Annotated in this window: 23 protein-coding genes and 1 tRNA gene; 4 read left to right on the top strand and 20 right to left on the bottom strand. The window is 61.9% G+C overall.

The genetic code is table 11. From position 1 onward, the window contains the following. Nucleotides 1-108 precede the first annotated feature (108 nt). The 11 genes from DWU98_RS03600 to DWU98_RS03550 form a co-directional block, all read right to left on the bottom strand. Entirely contained in the window at nt 109-684 is a 576-nt protein-coding gene (locus DWU98_RS03600; protein WP_115494050.1) for a S26 family signal peptidase, read from the bottom strand. Then, on the bottom strand, nt 681-1,175 hold the full coding sequence (locus DWU98_RS03595; RefSeq protein ID WP_230474662.1) for a DUF2840 domain-containing protein: 495 nt from the start codon (nt 1,173-1,175) through the stop codon (nt 681-683). The genes DWU98_RS03600 and DWU98_RS03595 overlap by 4 nt, the downstream gene beginning before the upstream one ends. A 23-nt stretch (nt 1,176-1,198) precedes the next feature. Beyond that, entirely contained in the window at nt 1,199-1,450 is a 252-nt protein-coding gene (locus tag DWU98_RS03590) for a chromosome partitioning protein ParB (RefSeq protein WP_115494048.1), read from the bottom strand. After that, nucleotides 1,447-2,085 (bottom strand): ParA family partition ATPase, encoded by a 639-nt coding sequence (gene parA / locus DWU98_RS03585; RefSeq protein WP_115494047.1) that lies wholly within the window; start codon nt 2,083-2,085, stop codon nt 1,447-1,449. The genes DWU98_RS03590 and parA overlap by 4 nt, the downstream gene beginning before the upstream one ends. A 283-nt stretch (nt 2,086-2,368) precedes the next feature. Next, nucleotides 2,369-3,211, bottom strand: coding sequence for a replication initiator protein A (locus DWU98_RS03575; protein ID WP_115494046.1), 843 nt, complete (start codon nt 3,209-3,211; stop codon nt 2,369-2,371). Nucleotides 3,212-3,237: 26 nt separating this feature from the next. Then, entirely contained in the window at nt 3,238-3,534 is a 297-nt protein-coding gene (locus tag DWU98_RS03570; protein ID WP_115494045.1) for a helix-turn-helix transcriptional regulator, read from the bottom strand. A gap of 83 nt (nt 3,535-3,617) precedes the next feature. After that, a complete protein-coding gene (locus tag DWU98_RS03565) occupies nt 3,618-4,391 on the bottom strand; it encodes a DUF2285 domain-containing protein (RefSeq protein WP_115494044.1) in 774 nt (257 codons plus the stop codon). A gap of 341 nt (nt 4,392-4,732) precedes the next feature. After that, on the bottom strand, nt 4,733-5,290 hold the full coding sequence (locus DWU98_RS22530; protein ID WP_425480211.1) for a DUF2958 domain-containing protein: 558 nt from the start codon (nt 5,288-5,290) through the stop codon (nt 4,733-4,735). 277 nt (nt 5,291-5,567) lie between these two features. Further along, a complete protein-coding gene (locus DWU98_RS03555; RefSeq protein WP_115494043.1) occupies nt 5,568-6,425 on the bottom strand; it encodes a DUF4365 domain-containing protein in 858 nt (285 codons plus the stop codon). 68 nt (nt 6,426-6,493) lie between these two features. Continuing rightward, complete coding sequence (locus DWU98_RS21595; RefSeq protein ID WP_147293192.1) at nt 6,494-7,051, bottom strand: hypothetical protein; 558 nt, start codon at nt 7,049-7,051, stop codon at nt 6,494-6,496. Between the two features lie 316 nt (nt 7,052-7,367). Continuing rightward, a complete protein-coding gene (locus DWU98_RS03550) occupies nt 7,368-7,685 on the bottom strand; it encodes a DUF736 domain-containing protein (protein WP_115494042.1) in 318 nt (105 codons plus the stop codon). A gap of 269 nt (nt 7,686-7,954) precedes the next feature. Between DWU98_RS03550 and DWU98_RS22090 the strand changes: the two genes are divergently transcribed. Then, nucleotides 7,955-8,209, top strand: coding sequence for a hypothetical protein (locus DWU98_RS22090; protein WP_196239458.1), 255 nt, complete (start codon nt 7,955-7,957; stop codon nt 8,207-8,209). Between the two features lie 227 nt (nt 8,210-8,436). On the opposite strand, the gene DWU98_RS03540 is transcribed toward DWU98_RS22090, so the two are convergent. Both DWU98_RS03540 and DWU98_RS03535 read right to left on the bottom strand, forming a co-directional pair. Continuing rightward, nucleotides 8,437-10,473 (bottom strand): ParB/RepB/Spo0J family partition protein, encoded by a 2,037-nt coding sequence (locus DWU98_RS03540; RefSeq protein ID WP_115494041.1) that lies wholly within the window; start codon nt 10,471-10,473, stop codon nt 8,437-8,439. Between the two features lie 80 nt (nt 10,474-10,553). Then, on the bottom strand, nt 10,554-11,378 hold the full coding sequence (locus DWU98_RS03535; protein WP_115494040.1) for a DUF932 domain-containing protein: 825 nt from the start codon (nt 11,376-11,378) through the stop codon (nt 10,554-10,556). A 274-nt stretch (nt 11,379-11,652) separates the two neighbouring features. Here DWU98_RS03535 and DWU98_RS21590 point away from each other — a divergent pair, with 274 nt between their 5' ends. Beyond that, nucleotides 11,653-11,856 carry a hypothetical protein gene (locus tag DWU98_RS21590; protein WP_147293191.1) on the top strand — a complete coding sequence of 68 codons (204 nt, stop codon included), beginning with the start codon at nt 11,653-11,655 and terminating at the stop codon, nt 11,854-11,856. A 948-nt stretch (nt 11,857-12,804) separates the two neighbouring features. Further along, entirely contained in the window at nt 12,805-14,451 is a 1,647-nt protein-coding gene (locus DWU98_RS03525) for a hypothetical protein (RefSeq protein ID WP_115494038.1), read from the top strand. A gap of 33 nt (nt 14,452-14,484) precedes the next feature. Here the strand turns inward: DWU98_RS03525 and DWU98_RS03520 are convergent, their stop codons facing one another. Together DWU98_RS03520 and DWU98_RS03515 are read right to left on the bottom strand one after the other, a co-directional pair. Next, nucleotides 14,485-14,931, bottom strand: a complete 447-nt coding sequence (locus DWU98_RS03520) for a hypothetical protein (RefSeq protein ID WP_115494037.1) — start codon at nt 14,929-14,931, stop codon at nt 14,485-14,487. Nucleotides 14,932-15,310: 379 nt separating this feature from the next. Next, complete coding sequence (locus DWU98_RS03515; RefSeq protein WP_115494036.1) at nt 15,311-15,976, bottom strand: DNA methyltransferase; 666 nt, start codon at nt 15,974-15,976, stop codon at nt 15,311-15,313. 657 nt (nt 15,977-16,633) lie between these two features. Here DWU98_RS03515 and DWU98_RS22400 point away from each other — a divergent pair. Then, nucleotides 16,634-16,948 (top strand): helix-turn-helix transcriptional regulator, encoded by a 315-nt coding sequence (locus tag DWU98_RS22400; RefSeq protein WP_115494034.1) that lies wholly within the window; start codon nt 16,634-16,636, stop codon nt 16,946-16,948. A 7-nt stretch (nt 16,949-16,955) separates the two neighbouring features. Here the strand turns inward: DWU98_RS22400 and DWU98_RS03500 are convergent, their stop codons facing one another. From DWU98_RS03500 to DWU98_RS03480, 5 genes are all read right to left on the bottom strand, one after another. Beyond that, nucleotides 16,956-18,131 carry a tyrosine-type recombinase/integrase gene (locus tag DWU98_RS03500; RefSeq protein WP_115494033.1) on the bottom strand — a complete coding sequence of 392 codons (1,176 nt, stop codon included), beginning with the start codon at nt 18,129-18,131 and terminating at the stop codon, nt 16,956-16,958. A gap of 176 nt (nt 18,132-18,307) precedes the next feature. Further along, nucleotides 18,308-18,400 (bottom strand) — tRNA-Ser (locus tag DWU98_RS03495). A gap of 81 nt (nt 18,401-18,481) precedes the next feature. Continuing rightward, nucleotides 18,482-18,688, bottom strand: coding sequence for a carbon storage regulator CsrA (csrA, locus tag DWU98_RS03490; protein WP_115494032.1), 207 nt, complete (start codon nt 18,686-18,688; stop codon nt 18,482-18,484). Between the two features lie 268 nt (nt 18,689-18,956). After that, on the bottom strand, nt 18,957-21,593 hold the full coding sequence (gene alaS, locus DWU98_RS03485) for an alanine--tRNA ligase (RefSeq protein ID WP_115494031.1): 2,637 nt from the start codon (nt 21,591-21,593) through the stop codon (nt 18,957-18,959). Between the two features lie 78 nt (nt 21,594-21,671). After that, a complete protein-coding gene (locus DWU98_RS03480; RefSeq protein WP_115494030.1) occupies nt 21,672-22,163 on the bottom strand; it encodes a regulatory protein RecX in 492 nt (163 codons plus the stop codon). Between the last annotated feature and the right edge of the window lie 48 nt (nt 22,164-22,211).

Here is a 22,211-nt window from a genome sequence, read left to right as displayed (position 1 = left end):
GCGGGCCGTGGGGTGCGAAGGCACCCGCACGATCCGCGCGACGACACGGCGGGAACCACCGCCACGACAGGTCGATGGATACGACGCAGCGCGGCGCGTCGGCGGCCATCATCGGCGTGTCTCCAGCCAGATCGGATGCGCGATGCCGAGCACGGCGGATACGCGTACCGGACCGAAGTAGCGGCTGTCGAACGACGCTGGATTCGTCGTACCGAGCAGGAACAGTTCGCCCGGACGCAGGCGCCGACAGTGCGGCCACGCATGCAACGGGCGTCCCCTACCATCGATGCGCAACACGGCGGCCACCGGCACGCCATCGATGCGCACGATACCGTCGGCCACGCACACGCGTTGCGGCGCGACGGCGGCCACCGGCTTGAGCAGTGGAATGCCCCGCGGCAGGTAGCCGCGCCACGCGGCCAGCTCCGCGGCGTAGGCTGGCAGCGGTACCAGCACAAGGCTACCGACGGGTGGCGCAGCCGCACCAAATTCGCGCGGATCAATGTGGTACCAGCCGACCGCCACGCTCTCGGACGGGTTGTAGATCAAGCGCGGCCTGGGCGACATGAAGGACGCCCAGGCCAGCGCAATGACGCCGCAGGCGGATAAGGCTGCCCACATGAAGCGCCGACGATGGGTCACGCGAGGACGCGGCACGGTGTCGGTGCGCGAAACAGTCCTCATGACAGTGCCCTCCCCGCCAACCACGCCGCGTGTCGTTCGGTCGTGTACAGCGGCAGGGGTCCCTGCACGGCGAGTCGGTTGCCCAGCGTGCGCCAGTACGCAGGCGACGTGTCGGCCGGCGCGATGTTCAGTGCATCGATGGCATCAATGCACGATAGCGTGGCCCGCACTTGCCGTTCGCCTTCGGCGTGCAGCAGCAGGCGCGCGCCCGGATGCACGCCAGGGATGCGCTGCGCGACATCCAGCGAGGTACATGCCTGCATGACCATGACTTGCCAACGCACGGTGCCGTAGTCGTTGGCTTCCCAGCGGATGCGGCAGAACATCGCCGCCGGTCGGAACGCCGCCATGCGTCGCCAGCGATCGTGTTGCACGTAATAGGCAGGCTCACCGAAACGCAGATAGAGGTTGAGACGATGCGCGACGTAAGCCAGCGAGACGCGCGTCAGTCCCTCGTGATCGACGAGCGATGCAAAGGGTGGCGGCGCCATCGCTGCCACGCGAGAAGACGTGTTCACGGCATGTCCTCCGGAAAGGCTTGTTCCAGCAATGCGCGCAGCAGCTCCGCCACCGTCACGCCTTGCGTGAACGCAGCGACCTTGATGCGCGCGCGCAGCGCGGGCGTGATGTCGAGGGTCAGGCGTGCGGTGTAGAGATCGCCTTTCTGGAGCACATCGCCGTCGCCCTGGCGAATCCATGCCTCGGCGTGCGGATTCGCCGGTGGACGCGCGCCGATGGCGATGCGCTTGGCACGTGCGTCGGTCATAGCGGCCACCGCAGCACTTCATCCGTCAGCGCCGCGATCTCACGCGCAGCAGCACTGTCCGGCACCGTTTCGCAGGCGAGCCGACCCGCGGCCACGCTGTCGGCGAAGATGATGCGTTGACGCACCTCCGCTCGCAGTGCCGGCAGTGGCTGTTCGGCGAGCGCACCGCGTGCTTCACGGCCGATGATCGTTGTGCTGACACGCCGGTTGATGACGAAGGCCGCGCGCAGCGCAGGCCGAAATACCTGTGCCTCGCGCACCAGCGCCACCATCTCGGCCGACGCCCACAGGTCGTAGGGGCTGGGTTGCACCGGGATCAGGACACGATCGGCTGCGAGGAGCGCCGAGCGCGCCAGCGCGGCGATGCGTGGTGGGCCATCAATGACGATGTGATCACTGCGCCGCGCGAGTTCGGGCGCCTCCCGATGCAGCGTCTCGCGCGCGAGGCCCACGGCACCGAATAAGCGTGGAAGACCCTGCTGACTTCGGCGCTGCGTCCAGTCCAGCGCGGAGCCTTGGGGATCGGCGTCCAGCAGAATGACCGATTGACCACGCATCGCCAGCTCGCCGGCGATGTGCGTGGCGAGCGTGGTCTTGCCCGCGCCGCCTTTCTGGTTGAGCAAGGCCACGATCATGGCGCGGCCTTCCCGACTGGAAAGCCGGCCTTTCTCTGACGCGCAAAACCACGTTGCCATTGCCTGTCGACAGTGGTTGTCCACCGCGACAGCGTGGCTCTACTAACAGTTACTGTTTTTACGTTAGAGAAGTTAGCGGGTGCGAAAACGCGCGCCGTTATAGGGATTGCGGCGGATGCGTACTCCTGATAGCACGAGTGGCGTACTCCCGATAGCACGATAGCGGATACGCCTGATAGCACGAGGCTATGCACCGCTTGTCCACGCGTTATCCCCGTGCCGCCTACGGCACGGGCCGGAACGTCAGCCACTCCGTGCCATCGTCCGGCACGCGTTCGATGCGCAGCACATAACCCGGCAGCGACTGCCGCGTCACCAGGGCGCGCAGGTCGTAGGCAAAATCCGAGTAGCGCGTCGCGCTGCCGGACTTGCGATACAGGTGCCGGAAGTCGAACCGCCAACCGGCGGACTGACGTCCGCCGTGCTTGCGTACCAGACGATAGAGCCAGCGTTCGAGGCCGCCGGTGAGCCGGAAATACGCCGGGTCGATGGTCAGCACCCACGCTGCATCGAGCACGCCTGCGTAGAACCAATCCGGGAGGATCAGTTCGATGCCCAGCGGTGTGCCGCGCGCATCGGCGCGTTCCTTCCACTCGTTGATCCAGGAGAAGCGATGCAGGCGTCGCCCGGTCATCTCCCGGATCGACGTCGCCACCGTGGTCGATTGCAGGCGATCCAGCGCCGCCTTTAGGCGCTGGTAGTCGTGCAGCGACGTACCGCGCCCGATGAAGCGCAGAATCTCGTACGGCGTGGCCTGCATCAGCCGCGAGGTCGGAATGCCCGCATCGCGGGCTTCGACGATTTGACTCGCGGCCCAAATCAAAATGTCCGCATCCCAAATGGTGGCGATGCCATGCTCGGCTGTCCCTTCCACACGGATCGTCACGCCACCGGTGCGAAAGTCGATCGGCGTCATGCGCCGTGACTTCGCCAGCGAGAAGAACGGGAACGCCATCAAGTCCTGGCTGTCGCGCGGCGCCATGTCGCCGGGCAGCGCGCGGAACAGCGCAAGCTGCTCGTCCGCGGGCGAGGATCGCTGCCCGGATGGCTGCGACGAACGGGACATGGTGAGGGCCGCCCGCGCACCGCCGCTCAGCGTGCACGGCTGTCCGCCGAGTGGTGCTCGGCGTACTCCGGATCGGACGTGGCCTCGAAACTGCGCTGATCGGCCCAGGCGTCCAGGTCGGCGGCCGCGTACATGACGCGGCGGCCGAACTTGCGAAAGCGTGGGCCGCCACCCAGCACGCGCTGCTTCTCCAGCGTGCGCGGCGACAGCCGCAGGTAGTGGGCGGCCTCGTCGTTGGTCAGGTAGCGTGGTGGTTGGGCGGTTACAGCAGGTTGTGGGGTAACGGTGTCGACGGCAGAGGGCCGTGCGGGAGCGGGTCGCATAGGGGGAATCTCCATCGGTTAAGAGCGCCGGCAGTGACAGCGCCGCCGGATGGAAGCAGTCTTGGGGAAGAACGGCGGCTTGCTCAGGGACGTTTTGCAGGGTCGTGGAAACGTCCCTGTGCGGCCCGCGCGTGCTGGAGCAGACGGCGATAGCCGCCACGCATCAGCACGGTGCCGCGTTGCGTTAGCCGGCGCACGCGGGCACGCAATGCGCTGTCGGCATGCCAGTCGGTCGCGACGATGGCCGGCCCCACCAGCGCCTCGGCGAGGTCGCGCAACGTAGCGCCCGCCAGCGTCGCGTCCAGCGCCTGCAGGGTGTGCACTTCCAGCCACGCCGCGCGACCGGGCCGCGTGCTGCTGCACGCCCACGCGGCCCGCGACGCCGCCTCTCGGGCCGGGGGCGGATACCTGGAATCGCCGTCGTGAACGGCGCGGACGTAGGGCATGCCGTGCGCCAGCGCTGGGGCGAGCGCAAAGCGCCGCCAGTGTCCCGGCCACCAAGCGCTGAACGCCAAATGCCGGCCGCCGTGGAATACGTGTTTGTGACCCGCAATGGCCCAAAGGTCGAACAGCGGGGTATCGTCGGTCGGCGCCAGATCGAGATGGAGCTGCACGACGCCCGCCGGCTCAAGGCGCCAGGCCGGATGCGCGTCGCGCGCATCCAGGCCCGGGTTCTCCAACCCGTACAAGCCCCATCGCTGCGCGACGGCGCGGGTACGAGCATGGTGGCGCAGCCAGTCGCGCCGGTAGTCAGGGTTACGGCGCAAGTATTCCCAAGCGAGCGCCGGCGCATCCAGGTGCAGCACGTAGAGATAGGCGGCGCTGGGACGCCAGGGGACATGGTAGGAAACGGTCATGACGCGAACTCCTGCGACAACACAGAGCATCGCTGTGTCCACGAACCGGCGCGGACGATCGCCAAAGCGTCACGGCGATCGGTGAAACGCCGCGAACATCAAGACCGTTTGGCTCCGGCCTCTTGCGTGAGGCGTCCGAGTGCGATTGTCGCGCGCACGGCTCTTCGCGCGGTACACGCTAGCGTGCAGACAGCCGACGAAGCGATCGTGGCGCTTTGGGTCTGGCCGCGCCGTCACCGTGCAGCAATCCTGATTGATGCCCAACCGGTCTCATATCAGACCCAAATAGACACAGTGCGACGGGCTTGCCGGTGGCCGGATGGGCCCATCCCGGGCAACGGTTAATCGAGGATCGAGCCATGGCGCTTCGCCAGTCGGGTGTATGCCGAAAGGGGCTGTATCGCCCGGAAATAGCGGTCACGCAGGACCGGCTGGTTCCGTGGGCCGACGATGGACGCCAGACCAGACAGCCGCACCGTATTCAATTCAGGCATGCCGATGCCCACATCACATAAACCCCAAGCCGTGTCGCCATCGATCGGATCGAGCGCGGCCAGCAGCCAGATGGCGTGCGCGTCCGGGGTGAACAGCTTGACGACCGGCATCGGATCGAAGTCCGGTGCGGTGGCGCGGGCGCGGCCGTTGGCGCGCAGTTGCGCACGCTCATCGTCAGTAATGACGAAAGGCATGGTCACGGCTTCCCCCCAGCAAGGATCGCTTCCCTGAGTATCCGCTTCGTCTGTGTCAATGCAGGTACGCACGCAATCGTCGACGCGTGCACGCGCGTCTGGACAAATACGCGCATCCATCCATCCGGCTTCGTGCGTTCGTGCAGAAATACGAATGCGCATCACCACACATCCAGCAAAACGTAAAAATGCCGATGCGGATGAGCTCATATCAGCCCTCTCACGATTACGCATGCACGCAAATTTTCAAACTGACAAAGGCGCGCCAGTCCGTTTCTACATGTCGCCACCGACCGGCGACGACCGAGGCCGCGCCGTCCAAGGCAACTCATACGGCCCATCCTCTCAATGAGAAAATAGGTCAATCTCGGCGCGAGCTTGTAACGCCAATCTGACTAACGATGGATGTCCGTCCTTATCGACCCGTTGCTGCCGATGACGAGAAGCCCGTATTGGGGCTAATCACCCGCGCCTAAGTTAGCCACCCTCAATAGGCCGTATCATCCTCATTTTCTGCAATGAAGTTCTCCACACTTGCAAGCGCATTGAGGCTGCTTGCAAGAAGATTGAAGTTGTCTCGGTGCGGAAAATTCGAAAAGGCGGAAGGGTTGCTCGTCAGATCAAGCGAATCGACGAAAGACAATAGCTCCGTCGCGCATGATCTATCTATGCAGCAATCGTTGTACTTGAAGATGACCTTCAAATTATTGATCTGTCTTGCCAAAAGTTTCATGCCCTTCAAAGAAGCAACATTTACGTTGAGCTGGCCATGTGACACGGCATCGAGCTGGCTCGAGAGGTGGAGATAGCTCTCGCAGAACTCTACTGTTTCCTCGATCAGACGCGGTCTCGAAGCAATTTTTTCAATCTTTTTCAGCCCTGAAACAATCTCGTTGTGCGGCGGTATGTCCAGGGAGAACGACTCTTGCGCTTCGGTTCTCCACGCAGGTCTCTCTAACTCGAGCACATCCTTAACATAGCGTTGAATCCATAAGAAATACGATTTTGCGCTACTTGAGGAAACATCCACTCGGAATAACATGAATGGAGTGGAGAACCGCTCTGCATAGAGCAGCGCGCCCTTGTCAAGTTGAAAACTGAAATTGCCATCCTTCTTCGGTTCGAGCGCTGACGCCGTCCCCTTTACTTGAGCGTGAAACACAGCGCCTGTTGAATCAAACACGTCATGGCCGTGCTTATTTGTCCCAATCTTTTCGAAGATTTCGACAATTAGGTCAATGCCGTAGTCACGCTCGGTGAGCTCACGGATCACCCAGTAGTCCGGGAGCAGACTTAGAACGTGTTTGATTGAACGGGTATCTATTACGTCCTGATAGGTGCGCATGGGTACCTGCAGGAGAAACCAACGCCGGAATTTGGCGGCGCCGAACGGCGTTCGCCTTGAATGAATTCTTAGGTTTTTCTAGTCCACCGTACTGAAGAGTATTTACGGCAGATCTCTTCTTCGCTTTTTCTTATCCCTAGATCTCTCACAACCATCATTAGTGGCTCAAAAAAACCGGAAGAATTAAAATTAAAGTTCTCAAAATACCACCCAAGGTCGTTATCAGCTACCAATTTTGCATCATCATCGAGCACACTGGTGCTGGCTCGATATATGACCTTAGTCGGTAACTTTGTATCCACATCCATGCCGAGAAAGACAGGGTTTGCAGAAAGTTCCCGGTTTAATGGAATGGATATAGCCGAATCTATCGGCTTGGATTGAACCTCAATCCAAGAATGGTCGAAATATGCTGGACCAATAACCGCCTCGCCTAAGACGAGAACATTGTCGACTCCTAGCTCTTGGAGGGCTATATGCGTAATTGCTGACGACGCATGACAAGCACCACACCAACCTGATTCATGAAGCATGCGGAGAACCACACTAAAAACCTTGTGTGAATTTCGAAACGCACGTTTGTGACCCGCAATATCCTGTGAGTTCTTGATCCATTCTTCCCGCATCGATAGAGGTTCCTTGAATAATCTAATTGCTGCATAGGCGGATCCAAAGGTCCGCCATATATCCCCGCTCTATCCGGACTGAGTCGACGAGCGAGTTCGGCGATCAGCAATTGGCTACCCAAAAAAGCGAGCGTATACGCACTTTAGCAAACACCAAGCGCAGCGAAGATGGACCATCACGGAACGAGGCATCTGCGGCTCTACAACCGAATACAAAGCAGTCGTAGAACGCAAGAGCAGCATCGTGACCGCCTGGCGGCAGCGGCTCCTCACCGGAAAGCGCCCCGCCACGAGGGCGGGGCGCGGTGGGCGATGGTTAGTCCGCCTGCGGCTTGCTGCGCGACCAGATCAGGTCATGCGTGCCATCGTCCTCGTTCTCGATCAAGCGGGCATACACCGTTGCCGGGAACGAAGGATCATCGAGGGTCACGGACACGTAGGGCCGATCGGCCTTGCTGATTTTCTTCCACGCTGCGCCGATGTCATGACCCGCCGCCTGCACGCGGAAGTCGGGGGCGTTCTCGCTGTCGCCTTTATCGTTGGGAACCAGCTTAAGCTTGACGTTGAGCGTCAGGGTGCGCAGCGTGCCGGTGAAGCCGTCTTTCTCTGCGGTGAAGGTGCCGATGTTAGCCATGATGCTTTCTCCTTTCGGTGAACCAAGGTCGCGCCAGTGCGTCCTTGTTGTGATCCGGCCGGCGGGGGATGGGCGGGATGCACCGCTTGCGGTCGTAACGCAGTGGAGAACCGGAAGGCGAAAAGAATTTGTCCCGCGAGGAAGCCGTGCAGCGGCGGGGAAATTGTTTTCGCCGCACGGTTGCAGCCATGAAGCCCAAGGCGCAGCCGCGCCCCCACCAGGATTCACAACAAACAAGGACGCACGGGCCGCCTGTCCCGAAAGGAGACATGACTAACTCGGCATCGCTGCGAGACGGCTGCACCGGCTTGCGTCCTGACGCGGGCAAGGTCAACACCCCAACGACAGGCGAGAACGCCCCTGCCGTAACCTGCGGTCTGCTGCTTGAGGCGTGGCGTGGAAGCTCCATAAGCAAGGCCGGGCGGCGTGTCGGTGAACCGTCCTTCGTGACGTGCGGGCGACGAATTGTCAGCGTCGAGGACGGCACGCTTTCGCACAACCTGTCGCAGCAAGCCGGGGCGTAGCCCCGCACAAGCCCCGCCCGTTGCGGCGAGGCGCCGTCGAAACCTTGCCCGCGCCAGCGGGCACCGATGGCCGTGTCGCAGGGCTGTTGCGCGCGCGCCCCATCGCCGCCTGGTCAAAGGCGGCGATGGGGCGATTTTGCTGCACGTTGAAACCGGGCGCGGCAGACCTGCCGTGCCCGGTTTGAGGAAAGCCCCGGCGCATATCGCGCCGGGGCCATGCTTCATCATCACGCGGCCAGCACGTGGGTTTCCGCCGCGTCGTCGTCGCTCGCCGCATCCTGTACGCCTTCTGGCTCCGTGTGGTGCTCGGTCTGGAACACGGCGGGCATCCAGCTCGTGCCCTCGACCAGCCGTTCGGCTTCGCTGGCAATGTCGGCCTTCTTGAGCTTGGACAGCCGGGCAACGTGCGAGGGCGCGAACTGCTCCACCGCCGCCAGAATCACCGCCTTCGAAACGTGGCGGAAATAACCTTCCGCTGTCGGTTTCCACCATGCGGCCATGTCCAGCCGCACGGCCTGCGCCAGTTCCGCGCCGGGCTGGTACGGCGCAGCGCGTGGCGTCACCACGTCCACCGTGGCCGCAACGCACACGGCCAGCAACCGCACCAGCGCGTCTTGCGATTTCGCCAGCAGCACGGCGAACAGTTCGGCGCTGTTATGCGGCAACGCTTCGCCCGCGACTTCCTGCAACGTGTGCAATGCCACGGCGGCAAGCGATTCCGGCCAGTCCGGTGCCATGACTTCCAGCCGATCTTGCACGTTCACTCGCACGCCGAGCGGCAGGCTGTCACCGCCATAGGTGTGGGGCTGCAAGACGGTCTGCACCATGCCATGCACCAATGCGGCCAGCGCGACGTGCGGATGCTGCGCCACTTCGATTTGCAGCGCCGCCGTGCGGTGGGCGCTCAACCGCTGCGCCAGCCGGTCGGAGACGTTCGCGGCCTTGGGCGTTTCGCCGGGATCGCCTTCGTCCTCGCTCGCGGTCCCGCCCTCTGCAAAACCCTGCCGCAGCCGGTGTAACGTGCGCAGCGCCTTGGCCTCGGCCTCGCGCAGCAGCCCGCGATGGATGACCGCTTCGCCTTCGCGGTCGAGCGTGACGATAGCACCAGCCACCGCGCGCACGTCCAGGGCATAATCTTGCAAGACGCCCTCGATGGCTTGCAGTTCCCTGGCCACCTGCTCGCGCCGTCCTTCCAGCGTGCCCACCTTGTCGGCATCCTCGGTGTCGTAGGCTGCTTCCAGCGTCCTGTCGATCTTGTCGAGACGGCCTTGCAGCGACGCGATGCGGCGCGCTTCGCGTGCGCTCGGCTCACGGCGCTGGCGCGGTGCGTTCTGGAACGTCTGCCGCTCGGCATGGCTCAGATGCGGTACGGCGTCCACCCATGCCCAACCTTCCGCGCGCACCTCCTCGGCCAGCACACCCAACTTGCCGCGCACCAGCGTTTCCAGCAGCGCGGAGTCGGTCAGGTACGTGCCGCTGTCATCCTCTGCGAACAGGTCGCGGCGCGTGCCACCGCCCGCCGCCGTATAGGCATCCAGTCCGACGAAGCGCACCAGCGCATGCGTGGCGTCGATGTCGCGCTCGGTCAGACGTTCGCGCAGCGCGGACGGGGTGCGCTGCCATTCCGGCGCACCGTAGTACACCGCCTCTTGCGCGGCATGGTCGTCGGTAACGGTCAGGGCCATCAACTGCTCCAACGTCACTGCCTCCGGATGGCCGCTGCGGAAGTCGGCCAGCAGGCGCGGCGATACGTTGGCGAGTTTGAGACGGCGCTGCACTACTAGTGGGGACACGCCAAAGTCGGCGGCAATGTCCTCGATGGGGCGGCCTTCCTTGACCAGCGCGGCAAACGCCACGAACTGCTCGCCAGGGTGCATCTGCTCGCGCTGCACGTTCTCGGCGAGGCTGACGGTACGCGCCGACGCATCGGCTACCCGCAGGCACGGCACCTCACAATCGGCGGCGATGCGCTTCCTTTTCGCCAGCAGCTTCAACGCGGTCAGGCGGCGGTCGCCGGCAACGACTTCGTACCGCTCGCCATCGGCGGCGAGGATGACGATAAGGTTTTGCAAAAGGCCGACGCGGGCAATGCTCGCGGCCAGCTCGTGGATGGACTGGCGCGGGCTCGTGCGCACGTTGCGTTTGGAACGGCGCGGCAACAACTGCGACAGCGGCACTAGGATGAGGTTCTTGGTCGGGTCGGCGACGTCCAGCGGCGCGGTGGTTTCGAGGGCATGGGTTTCGGTTTTGGTCACGGCATGCATGGTGATAACTCCAATCGGTTGAGGGATGCAGCAGCGAGAGAAGCGGCAAGGGCTGCTTGCCCGCCCCTGCCGTGTGGGGTTCAGGCTTTCAACTGGCGCAGGCCATCGGCGAGCAGCCACAAGGCACGATTGAGACGGATGCCGTTGTCGATGCCCTGCACGGCGCGCGTGGTCTGGCGGCGACCGTTGCTGGCGCGCGCAGACAGGCCCCCCTTGATGAGGTTTTCCTGCGTGCGGTTGAACACGCTCCACAGATCGCGTCCGCCGTCGTTGTGACGGCGCGGCATCAGAATTTGCGACTCGGTGATCGGTGCGGGTTTGTCCTCGTCGTACTTCAACGCGAGCGCGGCGCGCGCGAACACTTCCGATTCCCCGGCGTCCAGCGTGATCGCCTGCATGGCATCGCGGGATGCCTGCGCCCGCTCAAAGCCGTGCAAGACTTCGTACGCGCCCTCGATGACATGCCCGGCGACGTCGCCCTTGTGGGGTACGCGCACGTCCGTCACGGTGTCGCCACACACAAGGCCGTTCTGGCATACGAACCGGAACATGCCGGCCAACATCTGATAGCTGCTCGTACCGTCGTGCGAGTTCAGCAGAATGATTTCGTTGGCCTCGCGGCCGTTGATCTGGCTGGCATGGCGCAGCCGGATCATGTGCTTGGTGTACGCGCGGCGGTCGTCGTGACGCACGCGGGTCTGGCACACCATGAACGGCTCGAAACCTTCCCCGCGCAGTTCGTGCAGCACGGTGGCGGTGGGGATGTAGCTGTACCGCTCGGAACGGCTTTGATGCGGGGCGTCCGCGAAGATGGACGGGGCCACGGCGCGGATTTGGTCATCCGACAAGGGATGGTCCGAACGCAGCACCGGCGAACGGGAAGCGAAACGGGATGCGAGTTGCATAGTCGTTCTCCTGACAAGGGTTTGCTGGTGAACCCCACCGGATTCCTAGATTCGGAGCCCGCTTTGGACTTCCGGTGGGGTCGGCGCAGAGACCTGGGCTGGCCTCGTTGCCACCGTCTTTCCTGAGTTCATCGCCCGCGACGGTCAGGAGCGCGCGGACGGGTGCCGTCAAGGAGGAAAGCGCCGGGGTGGTGCGGCCCGCAGGCGCAGCCGAGGACACGGCCCGGCGCGCCTTGACGGCGCACGGCCGCGGGCTACAGTCGCGGACAAGGTGATGAAGTCAGGAAAGACGGATCACACGGCAACGGCCGCAGTGAACGCCGATCCCATGCAAGCGGAGCGCGCAGGCCCGGAGCGCAGAGCCGGGCCGAAGGCGTCAGCCGAGCGCAGCGAGGGAACGATGGAAGCCCGCATGGGGCGAGATGCCGCAGGCGGCTCGATGCGCAGCACGACAGCGCGCCCGGTCACGTCATCGTGACCGGGGACGCTCAAAGCGAGGCAGGATTTGTAGAAACGCCCCTGCCCCATGCAGGGACTCCCATGCTGGGCGACCCCTGTCTTCGCCAACACAGCGATACCGTTGTGCGCTAACCGTCGGCCATAGCTTGTGATCGGATGAGACAACGCGGCGGCCGTGCCTGGGTGCATCGCAGGGGTGGCCCATGAGCTGCCGTTTACCTAACAGCATCCAAAACCGCCGACGCACGCGACGTTGTGCTTCGCGTCGGCCCGAGGCAATATGCTACGCGGTAGATTGCGGTCAAACGTCGTAGCGATTTGCTTAGGGCCAACGCCCTGAGGCACGCCACTACCTATTTAGCTCCGCCTCTCGTTCCTGCCTCCGCCAACTCCAGAACAGCGGGCCACCAGGTGAGGAACATCAGGCCCCTCTTCCCGGGGCCTTTTTTTTCGGCTACTCGGGCTCTTCAGCGGCGGGTTTATCAAACTGTGATTTACCGCGAACTACCAGCGCTAACGATCAACCACGATTCGTGGGGACGCATCCAATGGCGCTGCCCTCGGCCGGGTTGCCTTGGCATGATGTATTCGACGGGCGAGGTACTGCTTACGGCGGGCGGCCCGATCGTGCATTGCTGTGACGTGTGCGGGCAAAAACTCGCCATCTGCGGCGCTGAATTCACCGCGGAACCTGACTGTGAATGACGCCATGCGTAGAGGCAGGGACGCCACGCGTGACGCGATGATGACAAGATGGCGGCTGACGCATTTGGCGTATCCATATACAACCCGACCCGCACGTGGGGCAGCGGATACGACGTCCGAATCGTGTGCGCTTGCGAGACCGGTTACACACTGAATTCACATTTCAGATTCAATCATTATGTGTATAAGCCGATATTAGGTGGGCTTGCTTTTTGGGGAACCATAACGCGACACCACGTTCAGCCTTTGGGGGATAGGGAGCATGGAGAAAGGAACACGGTTTCGAGGGCGTGACTGGATCATCCAGATCGCCGTCGCCTTCGGTTACGCACTGGCGTACTGTGCAATCCGACCTTTCTCTGATGCCCACTGGTCGCTGACGTCCGGTCTGCGCTTCGCTTGCCTGTTATTGATTCCCTATCGCTATTGGGCCGCCCTGGCGGTCGGTGAGGCCGCCCCTCTGGCCTATTCGGTATTCAAGTGCGTCGGCCTCTTTGGCGTCACGACCGCGACCATCTGGTCGATTCCGCCCATTGCGATTGCCATGCCCGTGGTGTGGTTCTGCCGCAGCCAGCTAAGGCTATTCCCTGCTAAGCGCGTGGTGGATATGAAGGCGCTCTTGATTGGGGCATTCGGGACGTCCTTAGCCTGGGCGATGGTGACTTATGCGGGCTACGTCACCGCCACGGACCCGACGATGCATGCCAGCCCGGTCATGCTTGCCGGCGTTTTCGTGGGGAGCTACATCGCCATCCTGACTGTGACGACGTGGCCGCTGTTCTTCAAATTGACCCGCAACGGGCGGGGGCTACGCCAACTGGCCATTGAGGCGTCGAGAAGCCCGCTGGCATTCGATACGGCGGTCGTGGCGCTACCGATCCTGGTTGCCATTGCCTTCATCAGCAGCTACATGGACGCCAGCACGGCGGCGGTCCTGCAGATGTCGCTGTTCGTGCCGGTGGCGTGGCTGACCATGAAATACGGATGGCGGGGCACCGCGGCGTCCGGTCCGCTTGCCGTTGCTTGCGTTTGCTTGCTGACCCTTTCCGTCCCTGACCCGGTGGTCATCCAGACGCAGTTCTTCGTCGCGTTCGCCGTGACCTTTCTGTTCGTTATGGGGGCTCGGATTGCTTCCCAGATCCACGCGCAGGAACAGGAGCGTCAGACGGTCGGTAAGGCGCTCAGCACCGCCCGGAAGCTGATGCACCAAAGCGACCTTCGCATGCGTCAGGCGTCAACCCAACTGGAGCTCGTCGGAGGATCGATGTCCTTGGCTAATGGACGCGTGCTTCAGAAGGCACTGCATTTCCTGACGCCAGACGAACGCGCGACGTTCCAGAGACACACGGTCGAGGCTAAACACCGAATCTATACTCTTGCCGAAGCATTTCACCCGACGGCATGGCGCGAGCGCGGCCTACCTGCCGCACTCAGGGAGACAATTGGTCGTGTGCTTGATGAAGCGGGGGTGGCTTATCGCTTCAATCTAGAGGGCCGCGGGGTATCTCAGCTTGCCCCGGCCGTGCATCAAGCGATCTATCGCGCTGCCTGCGAGGCTATCGCTCAGGTGTGTAGCCAGCTCACGTGCACCCAGGTGATCCTGACGCTCCGCGGTGGTGAGCTGTATGGCCGGCGTTTGGCTGTACTGCACGCTATCGGAGTTAATGACGAGAGGGACGTTAGCCACTTGGCCCGCCGCATCGCCATGTCGAGCAATATCCCGGCGAAGCTGGGTGTAACGCTGGATCAGGGACCGTCGCTCACTGCGCAAGCGGAGCTGTTTGATGGCATCGTCCACACGAAGCGGACGGCGCAGCAGGCAATGATTTCCGTGCTGCTGTATGACGCCCAGCCGAGGCGCGTAGACGAGCGAGTCGAAGCTCGCCATTTGCGCCTTTGGGTGCGTTGAGGTTATCGCAGCACCCACGGTCTTTCGGCCGACTTAACTGCCCCGGCCACCGCCACAGTTATAAGTGTTGCAATCAGCCGACACCGCATTGAAAGTCGTCGTCCCGTTGCTTTGCGGCGTTGCCGTGACCGTCGTCGTAGCATCGCTGTAAATGGTCTGCGCGGTGGACGAAGCGCTAGCCGCGGTGGTTTGGACGTTCTGCGAATCAACGCCTACCGGCAGCACGATGGTCGTGCCACCAGCCGTGGCAACAGCGGCATGCACCGTGCCATTCAGATCGTTGATCTGGACATACTCAATCCCGTTGAGCACGAACACATAAACGTGCCAGTTCGGGTTCGCACTGAGATCTGCCGCGTTCGGCCAGGATTGACCCAAACCCGAGGCTGGCGTGGCGGTCTGCGCGAAAGCAGCGGATGTGAGACCGATGGCCACAAGGCCGGCGAGTACAGCTTTGCGAACTCCTTGGAGGCGCTGCATCAGATTTCCCCTTAGCGAAGTCCGGTAGACCGCCTACCGGACGAATACGAAATCTATCAGCTAAATGTATATCTGAGGATGAAGGGAATACCGCTCTACCCACAGCAGGTGAAGGATTCGTCAATTTTGCCGGAGTACACAAGACACGACCGATCTTTCATCGTCAGGCCATCTCCGTAAGAGAATGGCATGCTCATCCTCCGGAGGGATCAAACCGGCTCCGTCAAAATCCACGTTTTCCGAAGCGGCGTTACCTTCGATTGGCACAGACAGTCGCCACCTTTGGTGGCGGACCGCACTAACCGCATGCGGTTGACCAGGGTGGCGAACAGCAAAAGAAGCGAGGCTGCGGCGCAGGGGCACGACAGCCTCGGAGGGGTCAAATTAGCCCGGAAGTTCTCGCACGTTCGACGCCAGCGAGGCGCCGGCGCGCGTGATCAACATATTTAGCATCAAGCTCAATTCCAAGGTAGTGGCGACCTGATAGAGCAGCGGCGACAAGCGTCGATCCGGAGCCTGCAAACGGATCGAGTGTAACGTCGCCAGCACACGAGAAGGACTGAATCACCGGTTTTAGTACGCTGACGGCCTTCTCTGTCGGATGCACGAGGTTGCCGCTGTATTCCCAAGGCTGAACGTCATCGATCGGATGCATGGGCTTTGCCGGCCGTCCCTTGGCAAGCACATAAGCCTGTTCGTGGCGTGCGTTTAGGAAACCGCGTCGCGATGTGTAGCCCTTGTACCAAACGATGTGACCGACGGCGCGGAAACCTGCTTGCTGCCAGGCGGCAAAGAACGCGGCGATGGAATTCCAGCCGTAGAACGAAATGCAGAAGGTGTCTGGTTTGAGGATGCGGTAAAGATCGTGAAATGCACCGAGGACGCTTCCAGGGTCATCGTCGTTCGCAATGGAGCGACCGCTTCGGTCTTTGTAGCGGACGAAATATGGAGGATCGGTTACGACGAGATCGATGCTCTCGCTCGGCAGCGTGGGAAGCACCTGGGTGCAGTCGCCATGTATGAGCTGATCGGTTTGCGTCAACATGATTTGTCTCTCCGAGTGGTTGTTCAAGACGCGGAGAGGCAAAGCCGTGCGATGAAGGCGAATTCGTCACCGTAGGCTACGGGCCACACGGGAGCGCAGCGAAGGAGCGGGCAGACCGTTGACGAATCGCCGCGCGCGGCTATCGAAGCGGAGAGGCTTGATCAATCCAAGAGGAGAGATGCGTCATTGGCGCTATCGAAGCGCATTGCTACGGCGAGCGTAGCGACACAAGTTTCAACACGAGCCCAGCGAAGGAGCGGCCGCGCCCTTATCGGGTCGGCACACGAGCCCATTGAAGCGCGGCGGTTACAACGATCTAACGGGAGAGACGCGGAGCATTGGCCCGGGTGCACACGTATGACGCCGATGCACACTACGGTGCCGCCATAGCGGGGTCGAGCACCGCGCATGTCGTCCGGATGAGGGCGAAGGTCTGTAGAGACGCTGGCAACAATCGCTTCCCCGGCGCACGTTCAGCCCGACGCTTGGAAATCTCTGATCCAAGAGCGCAACTACGCCCATGCTTGCTCCAGCATGTTTTGCACGTTCGCTATCTCAGGCAGTCTTAGGCTGTCTCCGGTTGAAGTCATCCGAGCGGAGGATCTTCGCTCTCCTGCATGACGGGACGGATCGAACCGTTCGACGAAGGTAACTGATATGAGTGACCGCAAGCACGATGGAAAGCCATGGCGCGAGGCCGAACGCGAAAATCATCGTGCGGTTCCGGCGCCTGCGTTCTACCGCATTCGCGATGTGCTGCGTATCACTGCCTTGACGCGCCCTACCCTCTATCGACGGATGGCCGCGGGGAGATTTCCCCTGCCCGTCCACCTAGGGGGGCGCGCTTGCGCTTGGGCAACGGATGCGCTCCAAGCATGGATCAGCGATCCGGAAGGCTATCGGGAATCACCCAAGGCTGACCCTCTGGTGCGGCGCCGGCCAGGTCGTCCCCGCAAATATATGGCCGACTGAGACAGCCTTACGCCGCTAGTTGCTGCGGACGTTGGCGTACGGTGTCCAAATGATCCGCCCACGCCTGCATCATGGTGGACCGTGGTTTGAGGTAGAGGGCATGATTGTAGGCTGCGCTCGTATCGTCCCGCTCCTGATGAGCGAGTTGTAGCTCGATATGCTCATGCGGCCAACCCTGTTCATGCAGCAGGGTCGAGGCCACGCCACGAAAGCCGTGCCCGGTCATGCGTCCCCGATAGCCCATGCGATACAAGGCATAAAGGAGGGTGTTGTTGCTCATCGGCTGGGTCGGTCGCACATCGCCTGGGAACACCAGCTCGTTCCCAAAGGAAATGGCCTTGAGCTTATTCAGGACCGCTTTGGCCTGCTGACTCAATGGCACGATATGCGGCGTCTTCATTTTCATCCGCTCGGCCGGAATGTCCCAGCGCGACGCCTGCAGGTCGAACTCCGACCAACGCGCACCGATCAGCTCGGAGGTACGGACGAAGGTCAACACCATCAATTGGAGCGCCAAGCACGTATGCTCACTGCCCACATAGGCGTCGATGTCCTGCAGAAGACCCGGCAACTCCTTGGCGCCCACGCGCGGATAGTTGCGTCGCTTGTGCGGCTTTAGCACATCGGCAGGTTTAACTTCAGCGACCGGATTGTGAGATGCCAAATCGTTGGCTACTGCATAGCGCATAATTTGGCCACAGGTTTGCAGCACGCGCTTGGCAATGTCCAATGCACCGCGGGCCTCGATCTTCTTGACCGCGCGACGAAACGCAGAGGTCGGGATTTCCGACAACGGCAACGCGCCGATCTCCGGGAAAACATCGGCCTCCAATCGGCTCAGTACGTAGTGCGCGTGTCGCTCATTCCGGTCTATTTTCCAGTGGGCGTGCCATTGACGCGCCACCATCTCGAAGGTCAGCGCGGAAGCCTGCTTCTTGGCCGAGGGATCGATGCCATCGGCCACTTGGCGCCTGGCTTCCTGATGACAAGCCCTCGCTTGTGCTAGCCGCACATCGGGATAAACCCCGAGCGCCAAGGTCTTTTGCTTTCCGGCAACGCGATAGTTGTAGCGCCAATAGCGGCCGCCCGTGGGGGTGACGAGCAAGTGCAAACCGCCACCGTCCGAGAGCTTCTGCGGTCGAGCGGAGGGCTTCACGCTACGCACGAAGGCATCGGTCAGCATTTTGTTGGTATCTCCTGCCAGCGGCAAGTCGATACCAGCAAATATACCAACAAATTATCGAGCCACCAAGAAAATGCCTGAGATAGCTTGAGGCATAAAAAATCCCGGAATCCTGCGGTAAATAAGGAATTCCAGGACCTTATGAGACTTGCTGGGACAGCTTGGAAAAACAAACTTGGCGGAGAGAGAGGGATTCGAACCCTCGATAAGGCTTTTGACCCTATACTCCCTTAGCAGGGGAGCCCCTTCGGCCTCTCGGGCATCTCTCCGAATTTTGTTCCCGCAGCATCAACACGAGGTCACGGGAGCCGGAAAGGATACCGGCCGCTGCCCGGAAGGTAAAGGGGGCATCAATGCCCGCCCGATTCCCCGGTGGCGCCGCCGTCGTTCTCGCTCTCGCCCTTGATGCGCTGGTAGATTTCTTCGCGGTGCACAGCAACGTTCTTGGGCGCATTGATGCCAATGCGAACCTGGTTGCCTTTTACGCCAAGAACGGTAACGGTCACCTCGTCGCCGATCATCAGGGTTTCACCGACCCTGCGGGTCAGAATCAACATAGCTGCTACTCCATTTATGCTTGTGGTCACAGGCCATCTGCATGCTGTTGCCTCACCCCTGAGCACAGCCACATGCAGTTCTGACGTTCGCGTCCGTCAAAGGCCTACCGCCTTCCCCGGCTCCAAACAACCAAGTTGCCCCGAAAGACAACTCGCCACTTACGACGCCGCCGCAACGGGCAACGCCAATATCTGACCGATACTAGCCGAGCCCCCGCGTAGGGTGCAATCTATACAAATTCTTGACACTTGGTCCATATGCAGCGCGTCAACTCGCCAACTGTTTACCGATCCAGGCCACTGTACCCGTCAAGACGTCAGACAATTGTGGTTTGTCCACACCACCGCCTTGCGCCATATCCGGTCGGCCACCGCCTTTTCCGTCGATCTGATTGGCAACGTGCGCAACCACGTCGCCCGCCTTGATACGTCCGCTCGCTTTGCCATTCACGCCAGCAACCAGCGAAACACGCCCATCGATGGCGCCCGCCAGCACCACCACGCAATCGGCGAGTTGTTGCTTGAGTTGATCCACGCCATCGCGAAGCGCTTTCGCATCGAGCCCTTCCAGGCGCGCGGCAACAACTTTGATGCCGCCAACGTCCTGCGCAGTTTGCGCGAGGTCGCCCGTCATGGAACCGGCCGCTTTGGCGCGCAGCGAATCGAGTTCGCGTTCGAGCTTCTTCTGACGATCAAGCAATTGCCGCAGTTTCTCGGCGACGTCGTCGCCGCTGGTGGAAAGCAGTTGTGACAACTCGCCTAGACGACGCTCTTCATTGGCGACATACGCTAGCGCACCCGCACCGGTAACCGCCTCGATACGACGCACGCCGGAAGCCACGCCTGCTTCGCTGACGATCTTGAACAGGCCGATGTCACCGGTACGACCGACGTGTGTGCCGCCGCACAGTTCGGTGGAGAAATCGCCCATTTTCAGCACGCGTACCTCATCGCCGTATTTTTCGCCGAACAAGGCCATGGCTCCGAACGCGATCGCGTCGTCGTATGCCATGTGGCGCACTTCGGCTTCGACGTTATGGCGCACTTCGTCATTCACCAATGTTTCGATCGTCGCCAGTTCCTCGCGCGTGACGGGCTTGAAGTGCGCGAAATCGAAGCGCAGGCGGTCGGGAGCCACCAGCGAGCCTTTCTGCGTAACGTGGGTACCGAGCACCTGGCGCAGTGCGGCGTGCAGCAGATGCGTGGCAGAGTGATTGAGCACAGTGGCCTGGCGGCGCGAGGTGTCCACATCACTATCCACGACGTCGCCCGTGCGCAGCGGCTGTGCGCCGTGCCAGCGGCCGGCATGACCAAAAAATACGCCGCCCATCTTGATGGTGTCGCTGACATCGAAACGACCGGCGCCGTTCAAAAGCACGCCAGTATCGCCTACCTGTCCGCCGGATTCGGCGTAGAACGGTGTGCGATCGAGCATGACCAGACCTTCCTCGCCTTCGGCGAGTTGATCGACTTGTTTGCCGGCGCGCACGATACCGACCACCTTGTTCGCGCGGCTGGACAAGGCTTCATAGCCCAGGAACGTCGTGGGCGCGAGCTGGCTGGCCAGCTCCGCCGGCATCTGGCCTTTGGCCGTAAAACGACTACCCTCGCGACTGCGCTCTTGCTGTTCTTTCATGGCCCGCTCGAAACCGGCCATGTCCACATTCAAACCACGTTCACGCGCGATATCCGCCGTGAGATCGACCGGGAAACCATACGTATCGTACAAACGAAATGCATCGTCGCCGGCGATCGTCTTGCCGGATTTGGCAGCGATCTCGTCGAACAGGCGCATGCCGTGCTCCAACGTTTCACCGAAGCGCTGTTCCTCGTTGCGCAGGGCTTCTTCCACGAAGGATTGCTTGGCAGCAAGTTCGGCGTAAGCCGCGCCCATTTCCTCCACCAGCGGGTGCACCATCTTCCAGAAGAAATCGCCGCGCACACCCAGCATCCAGCCATGACGCAAGGCCCGGCGGATGATCCGGCGCAGGACGTAGCCGCGGCCTTCGTTGGAAGGCAACACGCCGTCCACGATGAGGAAAGAACACGCACGAATGTGATCGGCGATCACCCGCAGCGACTGATTGGAGAGATCGGGCGTTTTCGTAAGCGCCGCAGCCACTTTGATCAAGTGCTGGAACAAATCGATCTCGTAGTTGGAATGCACGTGCTGCAACACGGCCGCGAGGCGTTCCAGGCCCATGCCGGTATCCACGCACGGCGCCGGTAGTGGCGAGAGCGTGCCGTCCGGCGCGCGATCGAACTGCATGAACACCAGGTTCCAGATCTCGATGTAGCGATCACCGTCTTCATCGGGCGAGCCGGGCGGCCCGCCCGCTACGCCAGGGCCGTGGTCGTAGAAGATTTCCGAACACGGACCGCACGGGCCGGTATCGGCCATCTGCCAGAAGTTGTCGGAGGCGTATGGCGCACCTTTGTTGTCGCCGATGCGTACGATACGCTCGGCCGGCACGCCCATTTCCTTGGACCAGATGCCGTAAGCCTCGTCATCCGTGTGATAGACGGTGACCCACAGCTTTTCTGCCGGCAGCTTGAAGACACCGGTGAGCAATTCCCACGCGTAACGAATCGCGTCGCGCTTGAAGTAATCGCCGAACGACCAATTGCCCAGCATCTCGAAGAAGGTGTGATGGCGTGCGGTGTAACCCACCGAATCCAGATCGTTGTGCTTGCCGCCGGCGCGCAGGCAACGCTGCACATCGGCGACGCGCACGTAGGGCAGCTTCTCGCTCCCGAGGAACACATTCTTGAATTGCACCATGCCCGAATTGGTGAACAGCAAGGTCGGGTCGTTGGCCGGCACCAGCGAGCTGGAGGGCACGATGGTGTGATCCTTGGAGCGGAAGTACTCGAGAAAAGCAGAACGGATGTCAGCGGTTTTCATTGAAGTCAGGGCATAGGGAAGGAGGACGCCAAACGGCGACGCGACCGCCCCTTGCACGGCCCGCAAAGGCCTCAGGGGTTATTCGTCGGTAGCGTCATCCACGTCGGCGTGGGTTACATCCCGTACTGTGGCGGCGGGGAAGCCTCGGCGCAAGAGGAATTGCGCCCGGCGCGCGCGTTCGGCTGGGTCTGCGCTGCCCGCAGCACCGTAGCGGCGGCGCAATTGGGTGGCGGCCAACTGCGCCCAATCGATGTCGGCGGCATCGAGCAGGCTGCGGATGCGCGCATCCGACAGTCCGTGGCTTTTCAGCTCCGCACGCAGGCGCATGGGGCCGTAGCCCTGGGAGGAACGATTGCGCATCAGGGTTTCGGCAAAGCGTTCGTCGTCCTGATAATGCTGTTCGCCGAGGCGGTCCAGCGCTTCGCTGGCTTCATCGCGAGCGTAGCCGCCGCGATCCAGTTTCTGGCGCAGCTCCTTGCGGGAATGTTCACGGCGCGCGAGCAGGCCCAGCGCCTTGTTGTAGGCACTGGCTTTGGGCTTGGCGTTGGGATCGTCGGGGCGTTTCTTCATCGCGGTGAGCGATCAGTTTTCACTTCCAAGGCGAGCACGCGAAAGCAA

The sequence above is a fragment of the Dyella monticola genome (assembly GCF_003363155.1).
In the GTDB taxonomy this organism is placed as follows: domain Bacteria; phylum Pseudomonadota; class Gammaproteobacteria; order Xanthomonadales; family Rhodanobacteraceae; genus Dyella_B; species Dyella_B monticola.
The sequence above is the reverse complement of the archived record's forward strand: the minus strand, read 5'-3'. Positions and strand labels throughout refer to the sequence as shown.